Source organism: Bacillus sp. FSL R10-2780 (assembly GCF_038006125.1).
In the GTDB taxonomy this organism is placed as follows: Bacteria; Bacillota; Bacilli; order Bacillales; family Bacillaceae_G; genus Bacillus_A; species Bacillus_A cereus_U.
On sequence record NZ_JBBOUQ010000001.1, the window covers coordinates 1343196 to 1366680 of the forward strand.

The following is a 23485-nucleotide window of genomic DNA, read 5'->3' on the forward strand; positions in this document are numbered from 1 at the left end:
ACGGAGGTGTAATAAAAGTAAATCAAATAAACAAAGACCCTGTAAAATACAGGGTTAAGGGAACACATAGTTTCTTAAAACCATAATAGCATATATTTTTTGTATAGTTATATGAGAGGTTTGACAAATTTAAGAACAAGATTAAAGATCTTTAAGAAAACAAATATAGTGCTAGAAAATTGATTTGTAATTTAAATGTTAATATATTGATATAGACGAAAACCCTTGGTAGCTCAATCAAATTAAACGATCAAGTTATGCAGAAATATGTTGATGTGTACCTATTCTATCAAGGTACATAGAACTAAAACTAAGATATTCTTACGAACTCAAAAAGCCGAAATTCCTTAACTTAGGAATTTCGGCTTTGATGTTTTATCTTGGGGTTGCTATTGGAATGAAATTTGGCACGTCCACTGCACCAGAATTATAAGTTCTCCGTTTCCTTAAATTAGAAACTTATACTGGATTATTGCAGTTAAATTGTTGTCATTTTAAAAGAACTGTTAGATAAAAAAGAAAAATCTATTGCTTTGTATTTAACTTAAAAATTTTTCTTTGAGTTAGCATCTTTTACATAATAATTATTGAGGAGGGAAAATTTTACTGAGAAATGCTATCAAATACAAGAATAGGCTAGTCTAATTTCTAATGGTCCCAGTATCTTTTATTTTGACGTGTGTCTTTACATTTATTTTAGCCTCTGCTAACGCTTGCAACCAATTTCCTTTTAGTTTTTTCCACTCTTTATATTGAAAAGCTCTAGCATATAGGGATAATCCGATTGGATCAATTTTATTCTGCTGTATTTCATCCAAAATATCTTGTAACTTCTTATTAATTTCTTTTTGAATAGCACTCTTTAAATTATTTATGTTTTTTTTATTATCATAATGTCCCTTAATTAAATTCGCATTGGTTTTTTCTATTAAAGCTACATTTGCATTTATATCGAGATTAAATACAAACTTTCCGTTTTGAAAATTAACATCTACCTTCCTTGTCGCATTCTGTACCAAGATAGAAGTGTTTGGTTTTTTGTTGGATTTTTTAGGAGGAAGCACAAGGTGTAGTATCATCCGGCCTTTATTTTTGGGCTTATTTATAAGATTGAAGAATTTAACATCTTTTTTAGGGATACGAGTTAAAAATTTTCCTTGTCGATCTAAAAGTGCAATTCCTATCGTGTCAATTTCATTTTTTGTTTTTTTGATAACTGGAACAGCTTGTGTCATTCCTTCTTCATTTTTTTCTCTCATTAATTGTTGAATAGTGGAAGAAACGGATTGATTATTTTGAATGGAGGATTCGATTACACTACTTATATAAGATGGTAGTGATGGTTTATCGGGCTTATTAATTGTGAAAATTTCTTCTACAGGTCCATCAACAAGTACTACTTTAGCATTAATGGTAGCGTAAGGATCACGGTAAGAAGAATCAAGCTCCTGCATCCAATTTGCTTCTTGGGCCAATTTTTTCCCAATTAAAATGATTTCAGCTTTGGAGGCTGTCATATAGCCCGTTAACTTCGTATCTATCTTACTGAATCCATTATATACAGTTGATGCCTGAGTCCAGTGCTCTATAGTACTTTTTGGCTGTCTATGATGAAAGAGTGGTATGCTTGTGCCCACCTTTACGTCTCCATTAGAGTTTCTATCCAAGGCAATTAAAAGGATTAATGAAACCTTCTCAAGAGGAATTCTCTGACTACAACCAATTAAACATACACAACAGATTACAATCCATATCCATTTTCGAATCAAAGCTGTTTCCTCCTAGTAAACCAAGTAAAAAGAATGCTGTAAGCGAAAAAAAAGATTGGTAATAGAATAAAGAAAATGATATTTAAGATATCCATAAGAGAATATATAAATAAATATTGATCCACATCGGGATTTAGAAAAACGAATAAGCCGACTATTAATAGCATAAAACCAACTAGCACCCAATTGCGAACGGTTTTTTGAAATAAAATGGTTACAGATTCGAAACTGAAAAATAAATACGGATATATTGTAGTGGAAAATACAATCAAATAGTAAGCGATATATATAATTTCTAATCGTTCTACGAAAGAAAAACGAACCCCTTTTAACAGATGAAATACTGGCCAAATTACGTCTTTTATCCCCTCCGGACTAAAGTATATATAAGAAAGAATAGTCACATATATATAGAAAAACATGGTTCCAGTATTCGCTATTAGTATTCCTTTTATGGCTTTTTGTTTTTTTTGTAAGAACGGATAAATAAAATATGCAATTTCTAAGCCTGCATAAGGAGTAATGGTTTCTTTTGTTGCCTTTACAATAGGGTATATGCCATCTTTAAAAATAGGTAGTAGATGTAAAGGATTGTAGTTACTTTTTAATGAAAAAAGAAGAAATAGTGGCATCCAAGTAGTGAAGAAGAAAACAAGCATAGAATAACTAGTAAGAGCCCTTAACCCACTCAGGGCTAAAATGATAAAAGGCAATAGTAATAATATTGCGATTTGATAAGCAGGAGTGGAAGGGAATATCCACACTTTTACAATATCAGTTGCCTTTAATAAAGTATTAAAACCAGCAAAAAATAGATAAAAGGCATATAAAAGAAGAAAAATTGTCCCTAGCCATTTACCAAAGTATGTATTTAAGATCTGAGAGAAATTTTTGTTAGGATTTTTTTGTAACATTAATATAATAATTACGCCAATTATAGAAGTAATTATCCATCCCAGAATGATAGAAATCCAGCCGTCTGTACCAGCGGTAGTGGCAAGAGGGCTTGGCATAATTAACATACCTGATGCAAGTTGTAGTGAATGAATGAAAACAATATATTCGAATAAGGTTATGCTTTGGAATTTAAGATTTCCCATGCGAACCACCTTCTTTTTTCTTTCTTTGTTTCGGCTGTCCTGTACTCGAGCGGGTGGTGATCATAGAAATAGGAAATCTTACAAAAGAATCTTTTAACTCTTGGAGACGAAATGGTGCAATTGGCAATCCATATGGTGAACCATAGGAAGTTAGTGAAACAAAATGAGCAAATAAGAGCATTAATCCACTAACAATACCTACAATCCCATAAAAATAGGCCAATAACATCATTGGAAAACGAATAAGCCGAATACAACTTGATAAATCATAATTAGACACAATAAATGATGCAATGGCGGTAATAGATACGATAATAACCATAACGTTACTCACAAGACCAGCTTGAACAGCCGCCTGCCCAATTACAATCCCTCCAACAATTCCAATTGTTTGTCCAATTGGTTGTGGTAAGCGAATACCAGCTTCACGTAGCATTTCTAGTGTGATTTCCATTATAAAAGCTTCCAATAAAGGAGAGAAAGGGACTTTAACTCTTGACGTTGCAATAGAAGTGTATAGATCTAAAGGAATGATTTCAAAGTGAAAAGAGACTATAGCAATATAAATTGCGGGTAAAAAAATAGCTATAATAAATCCTGCAAATCGTAATAAGCGAAAAAATGATGCAATGAGCCAATGTATATTATAATCATCTGGAGTCTGAAAAAATCCAATTAAATTCATTGGGACAATCATCGCACCAGGAGATCTATCAATTAACACTGCTACTTTTCCATCAAGTATATGATTAGAAATGGCATCTGGGCGTTCACTTAAATAAGCCTGTGGAAAAGGAGTCCAATTTTGATCCTTTGTAAAATTAGATAGTTCTCCAATGCTCAATACCGCATCCGTTTTAATTTTACAGATTCTAGTTTCTATTTCTTGGACCACATCTTCGTTTGCTACATCCCCTAAGTAAATTAAATAGACTAAAGAAGTGGCGCGTTCTCCAATTGTCAATTTTTTAATTTTCAATTCAGTAGAAGGAATATATCGACGAATTAAGCCTATGTTTTTTGTGGCATTCTCAATAAACCCATCATGTGAGCCTTTAATAGTAACTTCTGAAATGGGTTCTTGAATCGCTCTCTCTGCCCAACCTTTTGTATTTATTAGAAGGGACCTCTTTTCTCCTTCCATAAACAGTACACATTGTCCCTCAAGTAATCCTTCTTTAATTTCATTCCACGTATATACTATTTTGGTATGAGTAGCAATAATATTAGAATTAAATATTTGACTGTCTTCATTCACTGCTTGTAATAATGGTGTAACAACATTTCCTTTTAATGCAACACCATCTGTAAGGCCTTCAAAATAATATAGTAAAATATTCGTGTTTGTTTTTAATTGCAAAGGATGTTCAATCAAATCTGCACTAATATCAAAGATGTTATCTAATGTGTTTTTAAGTTCATTTAAGTTACTTGTTTGGATTTTTTCAATGGTTATATCTGTCTTAGTTTCTAAGGTCTCTTCATTTAAGGACAAAATTGACACCTCTTTAATATATAACGATTAGTTGTATTTATTATTATTATATGATTGAATTTTATTCACTAATTTAAACTGATTTGGATCAAGAATAACTAAGTTTGATGTGCTATATTATAAATTCAATAATTGAGAGCAAAAAAGTAGATGTAATTTGTGTAGAAATCTAAGTACAAGATAGAATTGAAATTTGAATGATTATAATAAAAAAGAACCCTCGATAGGTTCTTTTTTATAGTTGGTAAATATGTTGTCAACGATAGATGGCGATAAAGGTAGTAATTTAGATGTCTTTATGTTATTCAGCTGAATTTTGTAGGAAGAATTTTTTTCCATACCTCAATGCTCAATAAAAAAGGACATTTTATTTATTTGGGTGTTTTAGTGTATTTGAATTTTGCACGCTAACAAATTTTGTTTAGGGACAAAATTTGAAGTTTTATTCTGAAATAACAGAAAGTTAATACGGCAAAATTCCTATTGGTTATTTGGATAGGTATCAAATATTTCTTTGGCCTTATTTTCTTGATATGACCGTACGCTTATATGTTTCTAAAGGAAAGAAATATTTTCATTTTTATTACCATCTATTGTTTGATTAAGATGGTAACACGAAAATGAAACGTTTACAATCAGAAAATAAAGAAAAAATATTAAAATGCGACTTTTTTCGACAAATTTTCCTATAAAATGTTTTGTAGGAATTAGAAATAACTAAATTAGTAATAATAGCTTAATATATTAAAGTGAAATTCAATGAATATGAGCCCAAAGGCATGAATTTAAATGATAAAGTTTTAATTTTCTTTTTTGGAACCGTAAGTGTTTTAAAATTATGGCTAGACTTTAATCCAACTTGCATTTCTTCCTTTTGTAACTAGCTTAATATGACCAAACAATTGCAAGGAATTTAAAGCCTTACTGATTGTACTCTCGGCTATGTCTGGATATGTGTTACGAATATTCTCCTTAGTAAAGGGCTGCTTTTGTTTAAGTATAAAATCCTGAATTCTCTCCACTTTAGTATGTTTACATATAGAATCTAAAACTGTATTATGAAGATCTTTGTACGCCTCTAATATAATAGTTAAAAACGTTTTTAACCAAAAGCTACTATTATGTTCCTCGCAGTAGCAATTTACCGAAGATTTATAAATTGAATTGTAATATTCAGATTCATTTTTCTTGATATATTTATCTAAACATACATATTTTACAAATGTATGTCCATTCTGTATTAATAGCAATTGCATTAACATAAGTGCCAATCTGCCGTTTCCTTGATTAAAAGGGACTATGCAATAAAAATTAAATATAAAACGAGCTATTAATAAAAGTGAATGATGGACCTTACTAGAATTTAATGAGTTATATTGATCACATAATGTTACTGTTTTAAGAAATGAGCATGTAAGCATTCAAAAAGATGGGCAAGAAATAAACTTGCTAGGTATTGATGATCCAGAATTTACTAGTGGAAATCGTGATGAAGAACATATTGTTAAAAGTGAGATTAGGAAAGCTAAAGATGGAATGCATTCAGACGGTTTTAAGGTATTGCTATCTCATAGGCCTGAATTTTTTGAAGAGTATGCTGACGAGAAAGTAGATTTAGTTTTATCGGGTCATGCACATGGGGGACAAGTTCGGTTACCTTTTATCGGGGGATTAGTTGCTCCTAATCAAGGAATACTGCCTAAATATACAGCGGGTTTATATGAAAAACAAAATACGTCTATGATAGTTAGTAGAGGATTAGGCAATAGTATCATTCCGCAAAGAGTTTTTAATAGACCTGAGATTGTAGTCGTGCAGTTAAATTAATCTGTACGGCTTTTTTGTTCATGGGAATAATTTAAAGGTAGTTTTTCTTCAGTACAAGTTTCCATTACAATTTTGTTAAAATTTTTCAACGTTACATAAAGTAACAAAATTTGACCTATTGAGTTTGTTATAGTGTAAATAATCAAAAAACTTAAAAATTAGTCGAGTTAAAATAGTTATTATTAAGCGATATTAAAAATATAAAGGGGTGTACAAATGCATAAAGAATTTGAAATTGAAGAATATACGGCGATTGAGGAGCAAATTCATTATTATAGTACGTCTTTATTAGTAAGTCATCCTGAGCAAATTGTAAAGTATTTAGAAAAACGGTTAGAAAAGTATGCAGAAACGTTACAATATGCACATTTATATCCGGAAACGGTTATATTACCAATACAGCAAATAGTTATCGAATATTCTTTAGATGTTGCTAGAATTAGAAGGTATTTAAATTTAAAAACATAACTAAAATCGAATAATTTATAATGAAACAGAGTCGACTTTAAGAAAAGATATTCTAATGTCGACTCTGTTTCATTATTTTAGTAAATAACAGAAAAAATATTTATTTGTAAAGTTTGACATATGATAATTCGAGAGTAAAATAAAAGTGAGTACTCACTCACTTTAAAGAAAAGGGGGATTTTTAGTGCAACAACCTTCAATTATTTTACGAGATGTATCAAAAAAATTTGGAAAAAAAGAAGTTTTGCATAACCTTTCGTTGCAAATAGAAAAAGCAGAAATTTTTGGATTGGTTGGACCTTCCGGGTCAGGGAAAACAACACTCATTAAAATGATTGCAGGTATTAATGAGTCAACTACAGGGGATGTAATTGTTTTTAATACAAACATGCCTAACCTAAATGAAATGAAAAGAATTGGTTATATGGCTCAGGCTGATGCATTATACGAAGAACTATCGGCATATGAAAATGCAGATTTCATTGCAACGATGTATGGGTTAAAAGGTAAGCGTAAGAAAGAGAGAATCGGAGAAGTTTTTGAACTTGTACAATTATCAGAGCATATGAAAAAGCAAGTACAGCATTTTTCAGGTGGAATGAAAAAACGTTTATCATTGGCGATAGCACTCCTTCATGAACCTGAAATAATGATTTTAGATGAGCCAACAGTTGGGATAGATCCTCTTCTTCGAAAATCGATTTGGGAGAAGTTTTATGATCTTAAAAAGAAAGGCACTACTATTATTGTAACAACGCACATTATGGATGAAGCAGAGTTTTGCGAACGTCTAGGGCTAATTAGAGAAGGAAATTTAGTTGCGATTGGCACACCGGAGGAATTGAAAAAACAAACGTCATCCGGACGAATTGAAGATGTCTTTATGTTAGAAGGAGTGATTGAATCATGAGAGTTAATGGTGTAGTCATCCGTATCATTCGTCAATTTTTTCGAGATAAGCGTTCTTTAGCAATGATGTTTGGGGCACCAATGTTATTACTTTGGTTATTGTCGCTAGTATTTACACAAAAAGACTATATACCGCATATTGCTGTAGTCGATGTGCCTGCTCCTATAGTAAAAGCAATGAAAAATCAAGAAGCATCAATTTATGAATATAGTAAAGACAAAGCAGTTTCGGAGTTAGAAAAGCAAAAGGTAGATGCAGTAATTCATTTAGAGAATGGAAAAATGAATCTTCTATTAGAAGGCAGTGATTCATCAAAAAATCGTGCGGTACTTCAAGTATTGCAAAAGAGTACAGAGAAGAGTGATGTATCAATGATGAAGCCTGAAGTGGATTATTTACGTGGCTCTAAAGACATTACGATGTTTGATGGGCTTGGTCCCGTATTAATTGGTTTCTTTACATTTTTCTTTGTATTTATATTATCCGGAGTTTCTTTCGTAAGAGAACGTTTAAGTGGTACATTAGAGAGATTATTGTCCACACCAGTGAGAAGATGGGAAATAGTTGTAGGATATATTATTGGTTTTGGAATCTTTGCATTTATACAATCTATTATAATTGTAAGTTTTTCAGTTTATATTTTAGATTTATATGTAGCTGGCTCAATATGGCTAACGCTACTTATAACATGTATGCTTTCTTTAACTGCACTAACATTAGGCACATTTTTATCGGCATACGCAAATAATGAATTTCAAATGATTCAGTTTATACCGCTTGTTATCGTACCACAAGTTTTCTTTTCTGGGTTGTTTCCAATGGAATCCATGAATACATGGTTACAAATGTTAGGTAAATTATTTCCACTCACGTATGGTGCTGACGCAATGAGACAAGTAATGATTCGGAATCAAGGGTTTACAGAAATTGCTTTAGATCTTACTGTTTTACTTCTTTTTTCACTATTATTTGCAGTAGGAAATATATTTGCTTTAAAGAAACATCGCAAAATATAATGACGACAAAAAGGAGCTTTATAAATGAAGAAGGATTGGCTGGAAGAATTAGTTGCCGCAACGAATACTGATAAACGTAATGAACGTCAAATGCGTATATTAGAGGCAGCTGTTGATATGTTTGGAGAAAAAGGGTACGCCTCAACTTCAACAAGTGAAATTGCAAAGCGAGCTGGTGTAGCGGAAGGAACAATCTTCCGCTACTATAAAACGAAAAAAGATTTATTGTTTGCAGTCGTGATGCCGACCTTAACAAAGTTTGCTGCACCATTTTTCGTACAAGCCTTTGCAAAAGAAATATTTAAAACAGATTATGAATCGTATGAAGGGCTATTAAGAGTAATAATTCAAAATAGATTTGAATTTGCTAAAAAGCACTTTCCAATGATAAAAATATTAATTCAAGAAGTACCATTTCAGCCTGAACTAAAAAGTGAAATACAACAATTAATAGAAACAGAACTGCTTGTACATTTTAAAAAGTTGATTGCAAAGTTTCAAGAAGAAGGGACAATTATTGAAATACCACCATCTTCTGTATTACGACTTACGTTATCAGCTGTATTAGGATTACTCTTAACGAGGTTCTTATTATTGCCTGAAGAGAAATGGGACGATGAAGTGGAAATTGAAAATACGATTCAATTTATATTGTATGGACTAACGCCACGGAGGTAATGAAATAAATTATGCGAAATTCGCCGGTTGTTCAAGTTGCATAAAGGAACGAATTGCTGTTGAGACCGGCTAAATACCTATCGTTAATTCTGCTAGAAAATCTGAATTCAAACGCTGATATAACGATAACGACTCTTTAGCCATCTGATCACGCTGGAGTAGTGGTGAATCTAGTTGTTTAATACAGACTTTTAATAAGACATTATAATATGTATAAGAACTACAAAAGATACACGAAATTCAAAGCAATCGATATAAAATCGATTGCTTTTTTTTATTTCAGAAGAGAAGCGTAACATAATATTGGCTAAGTTAAACGAGCTAAGACAAAAAAACAACAATAGGCCACAGGATGAATTAACGTAAGAACTCGATGTGAATCGGACAACGCTTTGGAGTGACGTGAAAAGTAGTGGACTTTATGGACTTCCAAAACGAAATCATTGATAGTTTGCTAGCAGAAAAGCAGGAGTAAGTATACGCATAGTTTATGAATTTAATTGGATGGATTTTAAGATAATAGTCGAATGGATAAAGGTACTTTTACACGACGTGAAATGAAATCGAAAAAAATCGATTAAATTAAACGTTAAAATTAGGTGATTTAGAAAGTGGATTGTCGAATTTTATTATTAGGGAACATTTCTTTAAAAGTTCTTTAACAATCGCACATTTTAAAACGTTACAAATTAATTGAAATATGAATGCCATTTAAATTTATAACTTGATTAAAGATTTTTATTTAGGGCATATAGCCAGGTGAAGGATAAAAAATTAGGATGTAATGTTACCAACACAAAAGGTAGTATTTGGAAATCGCGAGAAGATCTTTTATTAGTTATTAATGCATACGCCGCTCTATTTATCAAATTGAAGTGTATGTGGGCATATTTTCAGGTATTATAAAACACAGTTTAAAAATAGCATGAGCATTAGCTGAGGTATTTCATAAATATGCAGGGAAGAGAAAAACACTTAGCGGTTTGATTACTATTTTAAAATCGTGGGCAATTTGATTTGATGAAAAGTATTATTAAAAACATATTTCGAACCATCCCCAGAAACGATAGTGATAATTTCTGATTCGGAAAAAGATAGAGATTATAAAACAAAAAAATACATATTTCGACACAAAGTACCCTATGTTGTTGTAGAACAATGTAGGAATTTTTTTGTGCATTGGTACAGAATCTGTTTTAAAATTAAGTTATGACAGAATTATAGCAATTGTCTAACTAATATTCGTGTCTTTTAAGAAGTAATGTTTGTAGTAGAAACTCGTACGCTGTCGAAACTCAATATTCGATAAGGGGTGTGTAGCGGAATGGAATTTACTCTAACTCGCGAAAAACAAATGATTAAAGAAATGGTACGTGACTTTGCTGAAAAGGAAATCGCACCGAAAGCTGTGTATTATGACAAAACTGCAGAGTTTCCATATGAAACATTTCAAAAAATGGGCGAACTAGGATTATTAGGCATCCCATTCCCAGAAGAGTATGGAGGTTCAGGTGGCGATACATTATCGTACGCGTTAGCAGTTGAAGAAATTGGTCGTGCTTGTGGTGGTACTGGTTTAAGCTATGCTGCAACAATTTCATTAGGTGCTTCTCCAATTTATTATTTCGGTACAGAAGAACAAAAACAAAAATATTTAGTTCCAATGGCGTCAGGGAAAACATTAGGTGCTTTCGGATTAACAGAGCCAAACGCTGGATCTGATGCAGGGGGCACACAAACGAAAGCAATATTAGATGGCGATGAATATGTTATTAGTGGCGAAAAGTGTTGGATCACAAATGCAGAGTATGCAAATACAATTATTGTAACCGCTATCAACGGTGTTGAAGACAATGGTAGAAAACGTATTTCTGCATTTATCGTACCGACTACTAGTGAAGGGTTAACGATTTCAAGCCCTTACGATAAGATGGGTGTTCGTGCTTCTAATACTTGTGAAATCGTACTTGATGGTGTGCGTGTACCGAAAGAAAATATACTTGGTGATGTAAATAAAGGATTTAAACAATTCTTATATACACTTGATGGAGGACGTATTTCAATCGCAGCATTAGCAGTAGGTATTGCACAATCTGCATTTGAACGTGCATTGCAATATGCGAAAGAACGTCAACAATTTGGTAAAACAATTTCTAATTTCCAAGCGATTCAATTTAAATTAGCTGATATGGCGACTGAAGTGGAATTAGCGCGTAATTTAGTACATAAAGCAGCTTGGTTAAAAGATAACGATAAACCTTTCGGTAAAGAAGCGGCTATGGCAAAGTTGTTTGCATCTGAAGCAGCTAGTCGTATCGCGAATCATGCGGTACAAATTCATGGTGGATATGGCTATATGCGTGAATATGAAGTTGAACGATATATTCGTGATGCAAAACTGTTAGAAATTGGTGAAGGAACTTCTGAAATTCAACGTCTCGTAATTGCAAGACATTTAGGATGTAGATAAAAAGGAGGAGTCACTATGTTTCAAAAAATATTAATTGCTAATCGCGGGGAAATCGCAGTTCGAATTATGAAAACTTGTCAAAAACTTGGCATTCGTACCGTTGCTATTTATTCTGAGGCTGATGAAAATGCCCTTCATGTAAAATTGGCAAATGAAGCTTACTTAGTAGGGGGCCCACGTGTCCAAGAAAGCTATTTAAACCTTGAAAAAATTATAGAAATAGCTAAGAAGACAAATGCTGAAGCAATCCATCCGGGGTATGGATTATTATCAGAGAATCCATCTTTTCCGATTCGCTGTAAAGAAGAAGGAATCGTATTTATCGGTCCTTCAGAAGAAATCATTACTAAGATGGGAAGTAAAATTGAGTCACGTATAGCGATGCAAGCAGCAGATGTGCCAGTAGTTCCAGGCATTACTACAAATATTGAAACTGCTGAAGAAGCAATTGAAATTGCAAAACAAATTGGTTATCCATTAATGCTTAAGGCATCCGCGGGCGGCGGAGGCATTGGAATGCAGTTGATGGAAACTGAGCAAACGCTCACCAAAGCATTTGAAAGTAATAAAACAAGAGCGCAAAATTTCTTTGGTAACGGGGAAATGTATTTAGAGCGCTATATAGCAGATGCACACCATATTGAAATTCAGCTTTTAGCAGATACACATGGTAATACAGTGTATTTATGGGAACGTGAATGTTCAGTGCAGCGCCGAAATCAAAAAGTAATTGAAGAAGCGCCTTCACCATTTTTAGATGAAGGTACACGAAAGGCTATGGGAGAAGTTGCTGTACAAGCTGCTAAAGCTCTTGGTTATACAAATGCTGGCACAGTGGAGTTTCTTGTAGATGATCAAAAGAACTTTTATTTCTTAGAGATGAATACGAGATTACAAGTAGAACATCCAGTTACAGAAGAAATTACGGGGTTAGATCTAGTTGAACAACAACTACTTATCGCATATGGTGAGAAGCTATCATTTACACAAGATGATGTAAAACGTAGTGGTCATGCCATCGAGGCTCGTATTTATGCAGAAGATCCGAAAACATTCTTCCCATCACCTGGGAAAATTACAGATCTAACGTTACCGACAAATGTACGTATTGATCACTTTTTGGAGAATCAAGTAACGATTACACCTTTCTATGATCCAATGATTGCGAAAGTAATCGCTCATGGCGAAACTCGTGAAGAAGCGATTTCAAAATTACAGGATGCGCTGCAAGAGTTAAAAGTAGAAGGTATTAAAACGAATACACCAATGCTATTACAAGTATTGGAAGATGATGTGTTCAAAAGTGGTATTTATACAACGGGTTTTGTAACGAAACAACTTGTTAAAAAATAAGATTTATGAATATTAAGGGGGAAAAAATGATGACGAAAGTATATGCATCGATGGCAGGAAATGTTTGGAAGGTTGTTGTAGGAGTAGGAGACACAGTAGAGGAAGAGCAGGATGTCGTCATTTTGGAATCTATGAAAATGGAAATTCCAATCGTTTCAGAAGAAGCCGGAACTGTTATGAAAATTAACGTACAAGAAGGCGATTTTGTAAATGAAGGAGATGTATTACTAGAAATTGAATAGGGAGATATAGGGGGAAGCGAATTGAAACTACCTAATTTTGCTGTCATTAAAGAAGTCGGGCCACGTGATGGCTTACAGAATGAAAAAAAGATTGTTGGCACAAAAGATAAAGTAAAATGGATTCAACTACTTACAGAAGCGGGATTGTCGTACGTTGAAGTTTCCTCATTCGTTCACCCTAAATGGGTTCCTGCATTAGCAGATGCAAGTGATGTATTTTCTGAGCTAAAAAGGGATCCAAATGTTACATATGCAGCGCTTGTTCCAAATCAAAATGGTTTGGAACGAGCTTTTTTGCAAAATGTAGATGAGGTGAATGTTTTTTTATCAGCAAGTGAATCTCATAATAAAAGTAACATTAATAAACCAATTAAAGAAGCATTAGGTGTAATTGAAGATATAACAAAACAGGCAACATTCGAAGGGAAAAAGGTAAGAGGCTATGTTTCTACTGTATTTGGATGTCCTTATGAAGGGGATATAAGTGTTGAAGCAGTTGACGAAATATGTAATCAACTATTCTCATACGGCATTTATGAAATCTCTCTTGGTGACACGATCGGTGTAGCAAATCCATTACAAGTAGAGCAAGTATTAGAGCATTTATTAAAGAAGTATGATGCTTCGCAGTTTGCAATGCATTTTCATAATACGTATGGAATGGCACTGGCAAATGTAGTTAAGTCTTTAGAACATGGTATTACAACGTTTGATAGTTCTTGTGGTGGACTTGGAGGGTGTCCTTATGCACCAGGAGCATCGGGTAATGTTGCTACTGATGACTTAGTACATATGCTCCATAAGTTAGGTGTCCAAACAAATATAGACGAAGAAAAGTTATTGAGAGCTAGTCATTTTATTCAAAGTAAGTTAAATATCCAATTACCGAGTCATGTGTATAGAGCGCTTCAACATAAAACGATAAGTAGGTGAGAATATGCTACAATTACAAAACATTTCCGTTGACTATGTTACACCGCATGTTGTAAAGATTTCGTTAAATCGTGAAAGACAAGCTAACTCATTATCTTTGGCATTATTAGAAGAATTACAAACTATATTAACTCAAATAAACGAAGAATCAAATACGCGCGTTGTTATTTTAACAGGGGCTGGCGAAAAAGCGTTTTGCGCTGGTGCTGATTTAAAAGAGCGTGCCAACATGAATGAAGAACAAGTTCGCCATGCTGTGGGTATGATTCGTTCTACTATGGAGATGGTTGAACAATTACCACAACCAGTTATTGCTGCAATAAATGGAATCGCACTTGGTGGAGGTACTGAATTAAGCTTAGCTTGTGATTTTAGAATTGCTTCTGACACTGCAAGTCTAGGTCTCACTGAAACTTCCCTTGCAATAATACCTGGAGCGGGTGGTACGCAGCGATTACCTAGATTAATTGGAGTTGGTAGAGCGAAAGAATTAATTTATACAGGAAGACGTATTTCGGCGCAAGAAGCGAAAGAATATGGTTTAGTAGAATTCGTAGTACCAGCTGATTTACTAGAAGAGAAAGCAATTGAAATTGCAGATCGAATTGCTAATAATGGTCCAATTGCCGTTCGATTAGCAAAAGAAGCAATTTCAAATGGTATTCAAGTAGATTTACATACCGGCTTACAAATGGAAAAACAGGCGTATGAGGGCGTAATCCATACGAAAGATAGATTAGAAGGATTACAGGCATTCAAGGAAAAACGCAAACCAATGTATAAGGGGGAGTAAATATGTTAGATCAAAAACAACAATCTAATTCATTTGAAGAACGAGTTGAAACAATTAAGCAAGGCGGGGCACCGAAATATCATGAACAAAACAAAGCAAAAGGGAAACTTTTTGTTCGAGATCGTTTGGCTCTTTTATTCGATAATGGTGAATATGTGGAAGATGCATTATTTGCAAATTGTGAACAAACTGGATTACCAGCTGATGGTGTTGTAACTGCGACTGGTAAAATACATGGTCGTACTGCGTGCGTAATGGCAAATGATTCGACTGTAAAAGCTGGATCATGGGGAGCACGTACAGTTGAAAAAATTCTACGTATTCAAGAAACAGCAGAAAAATTACGTGTACCGTTATTTTATTTAGTTGATTCTGCTGGAGCGCGTATTACAGATCAAGTTGAAATGTTCCCTGGACGCCGCGGTGCAGGAAGAATCTTTTATAACCAAGTGAAATTATCTGGTAAAGTGCCACAAATTTGTTTATTATTTGGACCTTCAGCGGCTGGTGGTGCGTATATTCCAGCATTTTGTGACGTTGTTATGATGGTTGAAGGAAATGCTTCTATGTATTTAGGGTCTCCGCGTATGGCTGAAATGGTTATCGGTGAGAAGGTAACTTTAGAAGAAATGGGCGGAGCACGTATGCATTGCTCAGTATCAGGATGCGGAGATGTTTTATGTAAAACAGAAGAAGATGCAATTACGCAAGCAAGACAATATATTTCTTATTTTCCAAGTAACTATTTAGAAAAGACTCCTTTGATTACACCTCAAGAACCGAAACAGTTCGATAAAACGTTAGAAGAAATCATTCCAGAAAATCAAAATGCTCCTTTCAATATGAAAGATCTCATTAACAGAATTATTGATGAAGGTTCTTTCTTTGAAGTGAAAAAATTATTTGCGCAAGAACTAATTACAGGTTTAGCACGCATTGATGGTAAGCCAATTGGCATTATTGCAAATCAGCCGCGTATGAAGGGCGGCGTATTATTCCACGATTCAGCTGATAAAGCAGCGAAGTTTATAAATTTATGCGATGCATACCATATTCCATTATTATTCCTTGCAGATGTACCTGGGTTTATGATTGGTACAAAAGTAGAACGTGCGGGAATTATTCGTCACGGTGCAAAAATGATCTCTGCAATGAGTGAAGCAACTGTACCGAAAATTTCTATCGTCGTTCGAAAAGCATATGGAGCTGGCTTATATGCAATGGCAGGTCCAGCGTTTGAACCAGATTGCTGCTTAGCATTACCGACAGCTTCTATTGCAGTAATGGGTCCAGAAGCAGCAGTCAATGCTGTATATGCAAATAAAATTGCAGCTTTACCAGAAGAAGAGCGCGCAAGCTTTATTGCTGAAAAACGAGAAGAGTATAAGAAAGATATTGATATTTACCGTTTAGCATCTGAGATGGTGATTGATGGTATTGTTCATCCAAACAATTTACGTGAAGAGTTAAAAGGCCGATTCGAAATGTATATGAGCAAATATCAAGTATTCACGGATCGTAAACATCCTGTATATCCAGTTTAAAAGCCCTATTTAGGGCTTTCTTGCTCAAAAAGTCAAGGAGGGGAAAACATGAAACAAGCAGTTTGGTTTCCAACAGAAGAATATAAAGAAAAAACGCGTTTATTTGGTTGGATGAAATCATTAGGCTATGAAGATTACGAAGCTTTTTATAATAAGTCAATTGAAGAAACAGCTTGGTTTTGGGGAGAAGCTGAGAGAGCAGTTGGCTATCAGTGGATGAAACCATATACAGAAGTGTTAGATTTAGAAAATGGTACACCGTTTGCACAGTGGTATACTGAGGGAACTTGTAACGTTGTAGAATCTGCTTTATCTCGCTGGCTTGCAGACGATAAAACGAAAACACAAGCAGCACTTATGTATGAAGGGGAAAACGGAACTTCGAAATCATTTACATATGAAGAGCTTGACAGCTGGGTAAGCCGTGTTGCCAACGGTTTGAAACATGCTGGTATTGAAAAAGGTGATCGTGTAACAATTTACATGCCAATGATTCCTGAAACAGTTGTTGCTATGTTAGCGGTAATGAAAATTGGAGCGATTATTTCACCAATATTCTCAGGTTTTGCTGCTGATGCAGTAATGACACGTGTACAAGCAGCTGGTTCAAAAATGGTTATTACCGCAGATGGCTTTTCACGCCGTGGGAAAATTGTTTCATTAAAAGATGAAGTAGATAAAGCTTGTGAACATTGTCCAACTGTTGAAAAGGTGGTAATTGTTCGTCATGCAGGAAATGATTTTACACCGCATAATTATGATTTTTCATGGAGTACGTTAGAAAAAGAAAAACCATTTATACATGCTGAAGAAATGAACAGTGATGATCCATTAATGCTTATATATACATCTGGAACGACTGGTAAGCCGAAGGGGACAGTACACACACATGCTGGTTTCCCGCTAAAATCTGCATTTGATGCAGGATTTGGAATGAATATAAAACAAGGCGACCGCGTATTATGGGTAACTGATATGGGCTGGATGATGGGACCATTTTTACTATTCGGCTCTTTAATTAATGGCGCAACAATGGTTATGTACGAAGGTGTTCCAGACTTCCCAGAAGCAGATCGCTTATGGGAGACAGTTGATAAATATGAAATTACTCATCTCGGTATTTCGCCAACGTTAATCCGTGCATTAATGGCAAAAGGTGATGAGTATGTAAATAAACATTCTTTAAAGAGTTTAGAAGTATTCGCATCAACAGGAGAACCTTGGAATCCAGATCCGTGGATGTGGCTGTTTGAAACAGTTGGAAAAGGAAAGGTCCCAATCTGTAACTACTCAGGTGGAACTGAAATTTCTGGTGGGATTTTCGGAAACGTCCTTATTAAACCAATTGCACCGATTAGTTTTAACGCATCCTTACCAGGAATGGCAGCAGTTGTACTTGATGATCAAGGTAAACCGATTCGTGATGAAGTCGGAGAATTATGTTTAGAAAAACCGTGGGTTGGTATGACGAAAAGTTTCTGGGAAGATGATGAGCGTTATGTGAACACATACTGGTCACGTTTTGAAAATAAATGGGTTCATGGTGACTGGGTCATTTATGACGGTGAGCAATATATCATTACAGGACGTTCAGATGATACGTTAAACATTGCTGGAAAACGTATTGGGCCTGCTGAATATGAATCTATTCTTGTGAAACATAATGATGTAATAGAAGCAGCGGCAGTTGGTGTACCGGATGATGTAAAAGGTGAAGTTTGTCATTGTTTTGTTGTATTACGAGACGGTGTAATATTCTCTGGAGAGTTAAAGAAAGAATTAATGAGTTTAGTAAACTCTCATATTGGTAAAGCTTTATGTCCAAAAGACATCCACGTTGTAGAAGATTTACCAAAAACACGAAATTCTAAAGTAATGCGACGTGTTATTAAAGCAGCTTACTTAGGAAAAGAGTTAGGAGATTTATCGTCACTTGTAAATCCTGAAGTAGTTCCGTTTATTCAGGGGTTACAGTCTAGCAAACTATAAAATTACGAATGAGCTCTATGTAAATAGAGCTCATTTTTAATGTTTACAAAAAGATAAGAGAGAAAAAGTAAATTTGAAGTTAAAAAATCTACTATTAGTGTTAAGTATGTCTGTTTGTTTTTAGTTTTTATCAAAATAGGATACTATGGCTGTCTATTCAATGGAGTGATTGAATTTTGTTAAGAATGAAAATTTAGTGAAGAAAAAAGTAATGAATAAAAGGAGAAATCCCTGGGGGACAGGGATTCAATAAGGGAGATATTATTGTCGTTCAATGTCGAAATTTGGCGTATCCGACAAATTAATATTATCACGAATTTTCAGGAGATTGTGATAGTGGATGTGTCAAAAATGTGTACGGGTTTCATATAAAAGTGTTATTTAAATAGGAAAAGGGAAAAGAATTAAGTTCACTGGTTCTTAAGATTTTTTCCCTTTTAAATTTACTGTTTGTTCGTTGTTCTATATACAGCTGAAATTGGTAAATCTTCGCCATGTAAAGCTTGAGTACTGTCCTTTTTGTTTGAATCATGTGCCTCCTGAGATGTTTCTTGCATTTGCTCTTGGGCTTTACTAGGAGTATTCAGCGCATCCGATGACACATAATCAAGTTGTTGACTTAATAGATTTTTTTTATCCATGTTATGTAGCTCCTTTTTGAACTTAGATATAAAAACGAAGTATTTTTAAATAGTTATGTGGATATTATGTATCTTTGAATGGAATTATATACACAAACTATATTGAGAATTTAACTAATTATAAAAATTACTTGTGATGACAAGCGGTTGTACTTTAATAAATTAAACAAAATAGTTATTTGATAGAAAAAGAAATTAGTATGTTTACTTTAGAAATTAAATATAAAAAGGCGATTATCGTCAAATCGCCTTTTGGATAATGCAGTGTAATTTTATTCAGTTATTTGAAATATAGTTTCATTCGGTTTGGAAAATCCATACAGTTTCCTTGCGAATTTTAAAATTTCTTCTTCACTACCTGTTAAAGCTTTAACATCATTTTTAAGGGAATGACCATCCTTCTTTAAAGAAGATAATTTTTGTTGCTCCGTATTAAGCGTGATTTGTTTTTCTTTAATCATTTCTTGTTGGTTATTAAGAAAATATTGAAGGACAAAAATTACAGATAATATAAAAGCCAAAGTAGTTATAATACGGCGTCTTGTTTTTTTATTATTACCTTGTTGGGTGTTAGGGTTCACTTGCTGTGAGGGTATCTTAGGATTTGATTGTTGTGATGATATTTTTGGGATGTTTCACATTAAAATGCCTCCATTACTGATTGTAGAATTTAAACCGTTTAAAAGTATTATAAATGTTCAATGGGAATTTTAGAAGATAGTTTAATATAGATGAGTTTTGTAAAGTTTAAACAAAATCCTTATTTAAATAAAAGGAACCCCGATTGTCTGCGGGGCTCCTAAGGGTAATCGTCAAGTAATGACGTACTCGACTAGTTAACGATATCATGAATTTTTTGGTAAATATACTGGTAAATGCGTCCAAATTAATGAGAGCATTATTTGAAACAAAAACGCTATTTTAATAGGGAGGGGAATAATGATGATTCCATGGGACAAGCGAGTATACATTGTATCAAGGTGATCATTTTATTACAGAGGGGACAATTTTAGAGGTTAGTGAAAAGGCGAATAAATCATTATATTGGCTTTGGTGCATGTTAGCTCCAAGCTATGAAAAAGTGTGCGGTAATAGTGCAAAGCGACTTCGGTTGATTCGGATAGATGATGACGAAGAATGATATAAAAATTTCATTTTGTAGAGAAATGAGGTGATTAAGGATGGGCATAGAATATGCCATGTTTGTATTAAAAAAGAGCAGAATTTAGCCTATATATAAAGATGTTGGAATTGTTCTAAAGGGGGGGATATCTGAAATATAAATAATTGAGGGGAGTGAACTAATAATGGAAACTAGTACTTTTTTAGGATTGTTTTGGGGATGGATAACGGTTATCGTATCGGGAATACTTTTCGTACGTCCATCGGTACTACGTGAATTGAAAAAATTAGTGGTTGAAGACAGAGGATTTGGTATTATGTATGGTTTTCTATCGATTTTCCTAGGGTTAGGTAGTGTAATCCTACATAATGTATGGGTATTCAACTGGCAGGGGTTCCTAACGGTTATTGCATGGCTTGCATTATTAAAGGGAATCTACATAATTGCATATCCTGAACCCTCCAAGAAAACAGACTTTGAATTAAGGGTACTATCTACACGTATAGCGCTCGCTATCATTGGCGCCTTGGCTTTATGGATGCTTATAGTAATCTATATAAAATAATCCTTTTCTAATAAGAACTATATTAAAATAAATCTCTACGTGTTCATTGACAAAAAGCTGACTATACTTAGTCAGCTTTTTGTATATTACATTCTAGTATTTATCGGTCACAAAAGACATGTTCTCTCTTTTAAGTCGATATTGAAAATATTACCAATTTTTTCTTTTACAATGACAACAAATAAAGAAACATTTACAACGACACTTATTTCGTTTAGAACTCCAATCATTATCACAATGATTCTTTTCTTTAGATTTCCACCAGTCATCACAACAATGCTTTTTCTTAGAACTCCAGCAATCATTTTTCCAGGACATTCTTTTATACCTCCCTTCAATAGGATTCATACTATTCTATGCTTTTGTCTCGTACACTTTTAAGCTATTGGACATACTTTACTAGTAGAAAGGATTAGGGGGTGAGGTTTTGGGTTCTCGATTTAATAATTGTAGAAAGAAATGTACGTGTAAGCATGATGATTGTTGGGACATTTTTGAAGAGTGTAAAAAGGAAAAGAATGAGAAATGTGACAGCTCTTGTGTACAAGGAATTAGAGATGAGCTTAAAAAATTAATTAATAAAACAGTGCGAATTAACACTGAAGGACGTACTTATATAGGTACTGTTTCTTCGGTAACTTGCGATGTTGTTAAGCTAGCTGCTATTCCTGATTCAGTTGCAGCAATTATATCTCTTTGTAAAATTGAAGCAATTTTACCACCTGCTACAACTGTTACTGATGAGTTTGATTTTAACGGTGTTGACGTAGCAAATAAAGATTAATTATGCTTTATTGATGCTAAGCCATTCTTATGAATGGCTTTTTATTTTGTTTAAAAGGGAATATATTTTTCATATAGAAATAAATTTGAAGGTGTATAAAAGGTTGTGTGAAAGGAGAATGAGAGTGATCAAGCTGCAACAATTTACAAGAACTGATTTCAAACAATTAATTAATTGGATCGATTCCGAAGAATTTTTAATACAATGGTCGGGAAATGCATTTACATATCCTTTAAATGAACAGCAATTAGAGAAATATGCAGAAAGTGCAAACACACTGGCATTCAAAATAATGGATGAAGAGACTAAAGCAGTTATTGGTCATATTTCTCTTGGACAAATAGATAATATAAATAAGTCTGCTAGAATTGGAAAAGTGCTAGTTGGTAATACGAAAATGAGAGGGCGTTCTATAGGGAAACATATGATGAAAGCCGTACTTCGTATTGCTTTTGAAGAATTAAAACTACATAGAGTAACTCTTGGTGTTTATGACTTTAATAAGTCAGCTATTTCTTGTTACGAAAAAATAGGATTTGTAAAAGAAGGTTTATTAAGAGAGGCAAAAAAAGTAGGAGAAACGTATTGGAACTTATGGGAAATGAGTATGTTAGAATATGAATGGAACAATAACTAGCAACGGTTCTTTATAATTATGTTATGTTAACTAAAGGGGTTTGGTGGGAAATCATGAATAAAAAAACAAAAATAATTTCAATTGCAGCCGTTTCAGGAGGGGGGAAAACTACAATTACAGAAAGTTTAACGCATGAGCTAACGAATTCAAAGGCTCTATACTTTGATAGTTATAAATTTGATAACTGTCCTGCTGATATTTGTAAATGGATTGATGATGGGGCGAATTATGATGAGTGGGTACTAACACCATTAATTACTGATATTCAGCATCTGCTACAAAATAGTAATTTAGACTATATTATAGTAGATTATCCCTTTGCCTACTTAAATAGTGAAATGCGCGAATTAATAGATGTAACTATATTTATCGATACGCCTTTAGATATTGCGATGGCTAGGAGGATTTTGCGTGACTTTAAAGAAGGTACAATTAGTGAAATACATAATGATCTAAAACATTATATAACACATGCGAGAAAAGCTTATTTAGAGGCAATTTATACTGTTAAGCCGAATTCAGATATCATTTTGGATGGATCTTTATCTGTAAGTGAAATAGTTGTGCAAATAGTAGAGGAACTCAGTAGAAGAAATGTGATTTTGCATAGTTAATTGGAAAATGAAGCATATACGAATGAAACATTTCTGGCTATATAAAAAAGTGGGGGTGCTCCAATTTGAAAACGCTATTTTATTACAATTGGCAAGTAAGAGATCATTGGTTTAAGTGGTGTGAACAGCTTACAGAGGAGGAATTGCTTCGCAAACGTGTTGGAGGTGTTGGGAGTATTTTAGAAACACTTTTCCATATTGTAGATGTTGAGTATAGCTGGATTAGTGTGCTTCAAGAAAAAGAGGATAACGAACCACAGTTTAAAGATTATCAATCAATCAATCAAAAAAGTGAAAGCATTATCTGATTTATATAGACGAGAATTAGATAACTTTTTGCGGTTATGGTCTGGCGACTTCGAATCAAAAATATTGAAAGCTTCATGGACAGATAAAACATATAAATACGGTGAAGTTTTAAGGCATGTAATTGCACATGAAATTCATCATATTGGTCAGCTATCTATATGGGCGAGAGATTTAAATCTTCAGCCCGTTTCAGCGAATTTAATTGGAAGGGGATTATAGATTTCG

22 protein-coding genes and 3 pseudogenes are annotated in these 23485 nt (G+C 33.8%); 18 read left to right on the top strand and 7 right to left on the bottom strand.

Annotated features, from left to right (window positions below; genetic code table 11):
- Nucleotides 1-641: 641 nt before the first annotated feature.
- The 4 genes and pseudogenes from NSQ47_RS07005 to NSQ47_RS07020 form a co-directional block, all read right to left on the bottom strand.
- On the bottom strand, nucleotides 642-1769 hold the full coding sequence (locus NSQ47_RS07005) for a Ger(x)C family spore germination protein (protein ID WP_340823884.1): 1128 nt from the start codon (nucleotides 1767-1769) through the stop codon (nucleotides 642-644).
- Nucleotides 1766-2869, bottom strand: coding sequence for a GerAB/ArcD/ProY family transporter (locus NSQ47_RS07010; RefSeq protein ID WP_002109990.1), 1104 nt, complete (start codon nucleotides 2867-2869; stop codon nucleotides 1766-1768). Before NSQ47_RS07010 ends, NSQ47_RS07005 begins: the two co-directional genes overlap by 4 nt.
- Nucleotides 2856-4364: a spore germination protein gene (locus NSQ47_RS07015; RefSeq protein ID WP_002161729.1), complete on the bottom strand. Its 1509-nt coding sequence runs from the start codon at nucleotides 4362-4364 to the stop codon at nucleotides 2856-2858. The genes NSQ47_RS07010 and NSQ47_RS07015 overlap by 14 nt, the downstream gene beginning before the upstream one ends.
- Before the next feature lie 842 nt (nucleotides 4365-5206).
- Nucleotides 5207-5752: pseudogene (locus tag NSQ47_RS07020) on the bottom strand (Fic family protein); the annotation flags it as partial.
- Between NSQ47_RS07020 and NSQ47_RS07025 the strand changes: the two are divergent.
- The 12 genes and pseudogenes from NSQ47_RS07025 to NSQ47_RS07080 all read left to right on the top strand — a co-directional run.
- Nucleotides 5748-6191 (top strand): annotated as a pseudogene (locus NSQ47_RS07025) (metallophosphoesterase); the annotation flags it as partial. The pseudogenes NSQ47_RS07020 and NSQ47_RS07025 sit on opposite strands and share 5 nt — an antisense overlap.
- Nucleotides 6192-6407: 216 nt before the next feature.
- Complete coding sequence (locus NSQ47_RS07030; protein WP_002017002.1) at nucleotides 6408-6659, top strand: hypothetical protein; 252 nt, start codon at nucleotides 6408-6410, stop codon at nucleotides 6657-6659.
- A gap of 184 nt (nucleotides 6660-6843) precedes the next feature.
- Nucleotides 6844-7569 (top strand): ABC transporter ATP-binding protein, encoded by a 726-nt coding sequence (locus NSQ47_RS07035; protein WP_340823891.1) that lies wholly within the window; start codon nucleotides 6844-6846, stop codon nucleotides 7567-7569.
- On the top strand, nucleotides 7566-8585 hold the full coding sequence (locus NSQ47_RS07040) for an ABC transporter permease (RefSeq protein WP_340823893.1): 1020 nt from the start codon (nucleotides 7566-7568) through the stop codon (nucleotides 8583-8585). The genes NSQ47_RS07035 and NSQ47_RS07040 overlap by 4 nt, the downstream gene beginning before the upstream one ends.
- Nucleotides 8586-8609: 24 nt before the next feature.
- On the top strand, nucleotides 8610-9263 hold the full coding sequence (locus NSQ47_RS07045; protein WP_016104900.1) for a TetR/AcrR family transcriptional regulator: 654 nt from the start codon (nucleotides 8610-8612) through the stop codon (nucleotides 9261-9263).
- 1324 nt (nucleotides 9264-10587) lie between these two features.
- Nucleotides 10588-11733 (top strand): acyl-CoA dehydrogenase, encoded by a 1146-nt coding sequence (locus NSQ47_RS07050; RefSeq protein ID WP_016104901.1) that lies wholly within the window; start codon nucleotides 10588-10590, stop codon nucleotides 11731-11733.
- Between the two features lie 15 nt (nucleotides 11734-11748).
- The gene (locus NSQ47_RS07055; protein WP_002200449.1) at nucleotides 11749-13086 is read left to right on the top strand and encodes an acetyl-CoA carboxylase biotin carboxylase subunit; all 1338 of its coding nucleotides are present in this window, start codon (nucleotides 11749-11751) and stop codon (nucleotides 13084-13086) included.
- Between the two features lie 26 nt (nucleotides 13087-13112).
- Complete coding sequence (locus NSQ47_RS07060; protein WP_340823897.1) at nucleotides 13113-13328, top strand: acetyl-CoA carboxylase biotin carboxyl carrier protein subunit; 216 nt, start codon at nucleotides 13113-13115, stop codon at nucleotides 13326-13328.
- A gap of 21 nt (nucleotides 13329-13349) precedes the next feature.
- On the top strand, nucleotides 13350-14261 hold the full coding sequence (gene mvaB, locus NSQ47_RS07065; protein ID WP_215581775.1) for a hydroxymethylglutaryl-CoA lyase: 912 nt from the start codon (nucleotides 13350-13352) through the stop codon (nucleotides 14259-14261).
- A 4-nt stretch (nucleotides 14262-14265) separates the two neighbouring features.
- Nucleotides 14266-15054 carry an enoyl-CoA hydratase gene (locus tag NSQ47_RS07070; protein WP_002161717.1) on the top strand — a complete coding sequence of 263 codons (789 nt, stop codon included), beginning with the start codon at nucleotides 14266-14268 and terminating at the stop codon, nucleotides 15052-15054.
- Between the two features lie 2 nt (nucleotides 15055-15056).
- Nucleotides 15057-16598, top strand: a complete 1542-nt coding sequence (locus NSQ47_RS07075; protein ID WP_002017014.1) for an acyl-CoA carboxylase subunit beta — start codon at nucleotides 15057-15059, stop codon at nucleotides 16596-16598.
- Between the two features lie 48 nt (nucleotides 16599-16646).
- Nucleotides 16647-18587 (top strand): AMP-binding protein, encoded by a 1941-nt coding sequence (locus NSQ47_RS07080; RefSeq protein WP_340823900.1) that lies wholly within the window; start codon nucleotides 16647-16649, stop codon nucleotides 18585-18587.
- Between the two features lie 443 nt (nucleotides 18588-19030).
- On the opposite strand, the gene NSQ47_RS07085 is transcribed toward NSQ47_RS07080, so the two are convergent.
- Nucleotides 19031-19228: a hypothetical protein gene (locus NSQ47_RS07085; RefSeq protein ID WP_002110011.1), complete on the bottom strand. Its 198-nt coding sequence runs from the start codon at nucleotides 19226-19228 to the stop codon at nucleotides 19031-19033.
- Nucleotides 19229-19500: 272 nt separating this feature from the next.
- On the bottom strand, nucleotides 19501-19860 hold the full coding sequence (locus NSQ47_RS07090) for an FtsB family cell division protein (protein ID WP_341038216.1): 360 nt from the start codon (nucleotides 19858-19860) through the stop codon (nucleotides 19501-19503).
- A gap of 338 nt (nucleotides 19861-20198) precedes the next feature.
- Between NSQ47_RS07090 and NSQ47_RS07095 the strand changes: the two genes are divergently transcribed.
- Both NSQ47_RS07095 and NSQ47_RS07100 read left to right on the top strand, forming a co-directional pair.
- Nucleotides 20199-20369 carry a hypothetical protein gene (locus tag NSQ47_RS07095; protein WP_002200442.1) on the top strand — a complete coding sequence of 57 codons (171 nt, stop codon included), beginning with the start codon at nucleotides 20199-20201 and terminating at the stop codon, nucleotides 20367-20369.
- A gap of 166 nt (nucleotides 20370-20535) precedes the next feature.
- Nucleotides 20536-20916, top strand: a complete 381-nt coding sequence (locus tag NSQ47_RS07100; protein WP_002127497.1) for a hypothetical protein — start codon at nucleotides 20536-20538, stop codon at nucleotides 20914-20916.
- A 107-nt stretch (nucleotides 20917-21023) separates the two neighbouring features.
- Here NSQ47_RS07100 and NSQ47_RS07105 read toward each other — a convergent pair whose 3' ends face one another.
- Complete coding sequence (locus NSQ47_RS07105) at nucleotides 21024-21254, bottom strand: hypothetical protein (protein ID WP_340823903.1); 231 nt, start codon at nucleotides 21252-21254, stop codon at nucleotides 21024-21026.
- 89 nt (nucleotides 21255-21343) lie between these two features.
- Between NSQ47_RS07105 and NSQ47_RS07110 the strand changes: the two genes are divergently transcribed.
- The 4 genes and pseudogenes from NSQ47_RS07110 (at nucleotide 21344) to NSQ47_RS07125 (ending at nucleotide 23479) form a co-directional block, all read left to right on the top strand.
- Nucleotides 21344-21700, top strand: coding sequence for a hypothetical protein (locus NSQ47_RS07110; protein ID WP_340823906.1), 357 nt, complete (start codon nucleotides 21344-21346; stop codon nucleotides 21698-21700).
- Between the two features lie 124 nt (nucleotides 21701-21824).
- Nucleotides 21825-22337, top strand: coding sequence for a GNAT family N-acetyltransferase (locus NSQ47_RS07115; RefSeq protein WP_340823908.1), 513 nt, complete (start codon nucleotides 21825-21827; stop codon nucleotides 22335-22337).
- 53 nt (nucleotides 22338-22390) lie between these two features.
- Nucleotides 22391-22951 carry a hypothetical protein gene (locus NSQ47_RS07120; protein WP_341036466.1) on the top strand — a complete coding sequence of 187 codons (561 nt, stop codon included), beginning with the start codon at nucleotides 22391-22393 and terminating at the stop codon, nucleotides 22949-22951.
- 65 nt (nucleotides 22952-23016) lie between these two features.
- A pseudogene (locus tag NSQ47_RS07125) lies at nucleotides 23017-23479 on the top strand (DinB family protein).
- The last annotated feature ends 6 nt before the right edge of the window (nucleotides 23480-23485 follow it).

Excerpts from the sequence above, each read along its gene's own strand:
- NSQ47_RS07010 (WP_002109990.1), bottom strand. The coding sequence starts at position 2,869 with ATGGGAAATCTTAAATTCCAAAGCATAACCTTATTCGAATATATTGTT.
- NSQ47_RS07030 (WP_002017002.1), top strand. The coding sequence starts at position 6,408 with ATGCATAAAGAATTTGAAATTGAAGAATATACGGCGATTGAGGAGCAA.
- NSQ47_RS07040 (WP_340823893.1), top strand. The coding sequence starts at position 7,566 with ATGAGAGTTAATGGTGTAGTCATCCGTATCATTCGTCAATTTTTTCGA.
- NSQ47_RS07045 (WP_016104900.1), top strand. The coding sequence starts at position 8,610 with ATGAAGAAGGATTGGCTGGAAGAATTAGTTGCCGCAACGAATACTGAT.
- NSQ47_RS07050 (WP_016104901.1), top strand. The coding sequence starts at position 10,588 with ATGGAATTTACTCTAACTCGCGAAAAACAAATGATTAAAGAAATGGTA.
- NSQ47_RS07055 (WP_002200449.1), top strand. The coding sequence starts at position 11,749 with ATGTTTCAAAAAATATTAATTGCTAATCGCGGGGAAATCGCAGTTCGA.
- NSQ47_RS07060 (WP_340823897.1), top strand. The coding sequence starts at position 13,113 with ATGATGACGAAAGTATATGCATCGATGGCAGGAAATGTTTGGAAGGTT.
- NSQ47_RS07070 (WP_002161717.1), top strand. The coding sequence starts at position 14,266 with ATGCTACAATTACAAAACATTTCCGTTGACTATGTTACACCGCATGTT.
- NSQ47_RS07075 (WP_002017014.1), top strand. The coding sequence starts at position 15,057 with ATGTTAGATCAAAAACAACAATCTAATTCATTTGAAGAACGAGTTGAA.
- NSQ47_RS07080 (WP_340823900.1), top strand. The coding sequence starts at position 16,647 with ATGAAACAAGCAGTTTGGTTTCCAACAGAAGAATATAAAGAAAAAACG.
- NSQ47_RS07085 (WP_002110011.1), bottom strand. The coding sequence starts at position 19,228 with ATGGATAAAAAAAATCTATTAAGTCAACAACTTGATTATGTGTCATCG.
- NSQ47_RS07100 (WP_002127497.1), top strand. The coding sequence starts at position 20,536 with ATGGAAACTAGTACTTTTTTAGGATTGTTTTGGGGATGGATAACGGTT.
- NSQ47_RS07120 (WP_341036466.1), top strand. The coding sequence starts at position 22,391 with ATGAATAAAAAAACAAAAATAATTTCAATTGCAGCCGTTTCAGGAGGG.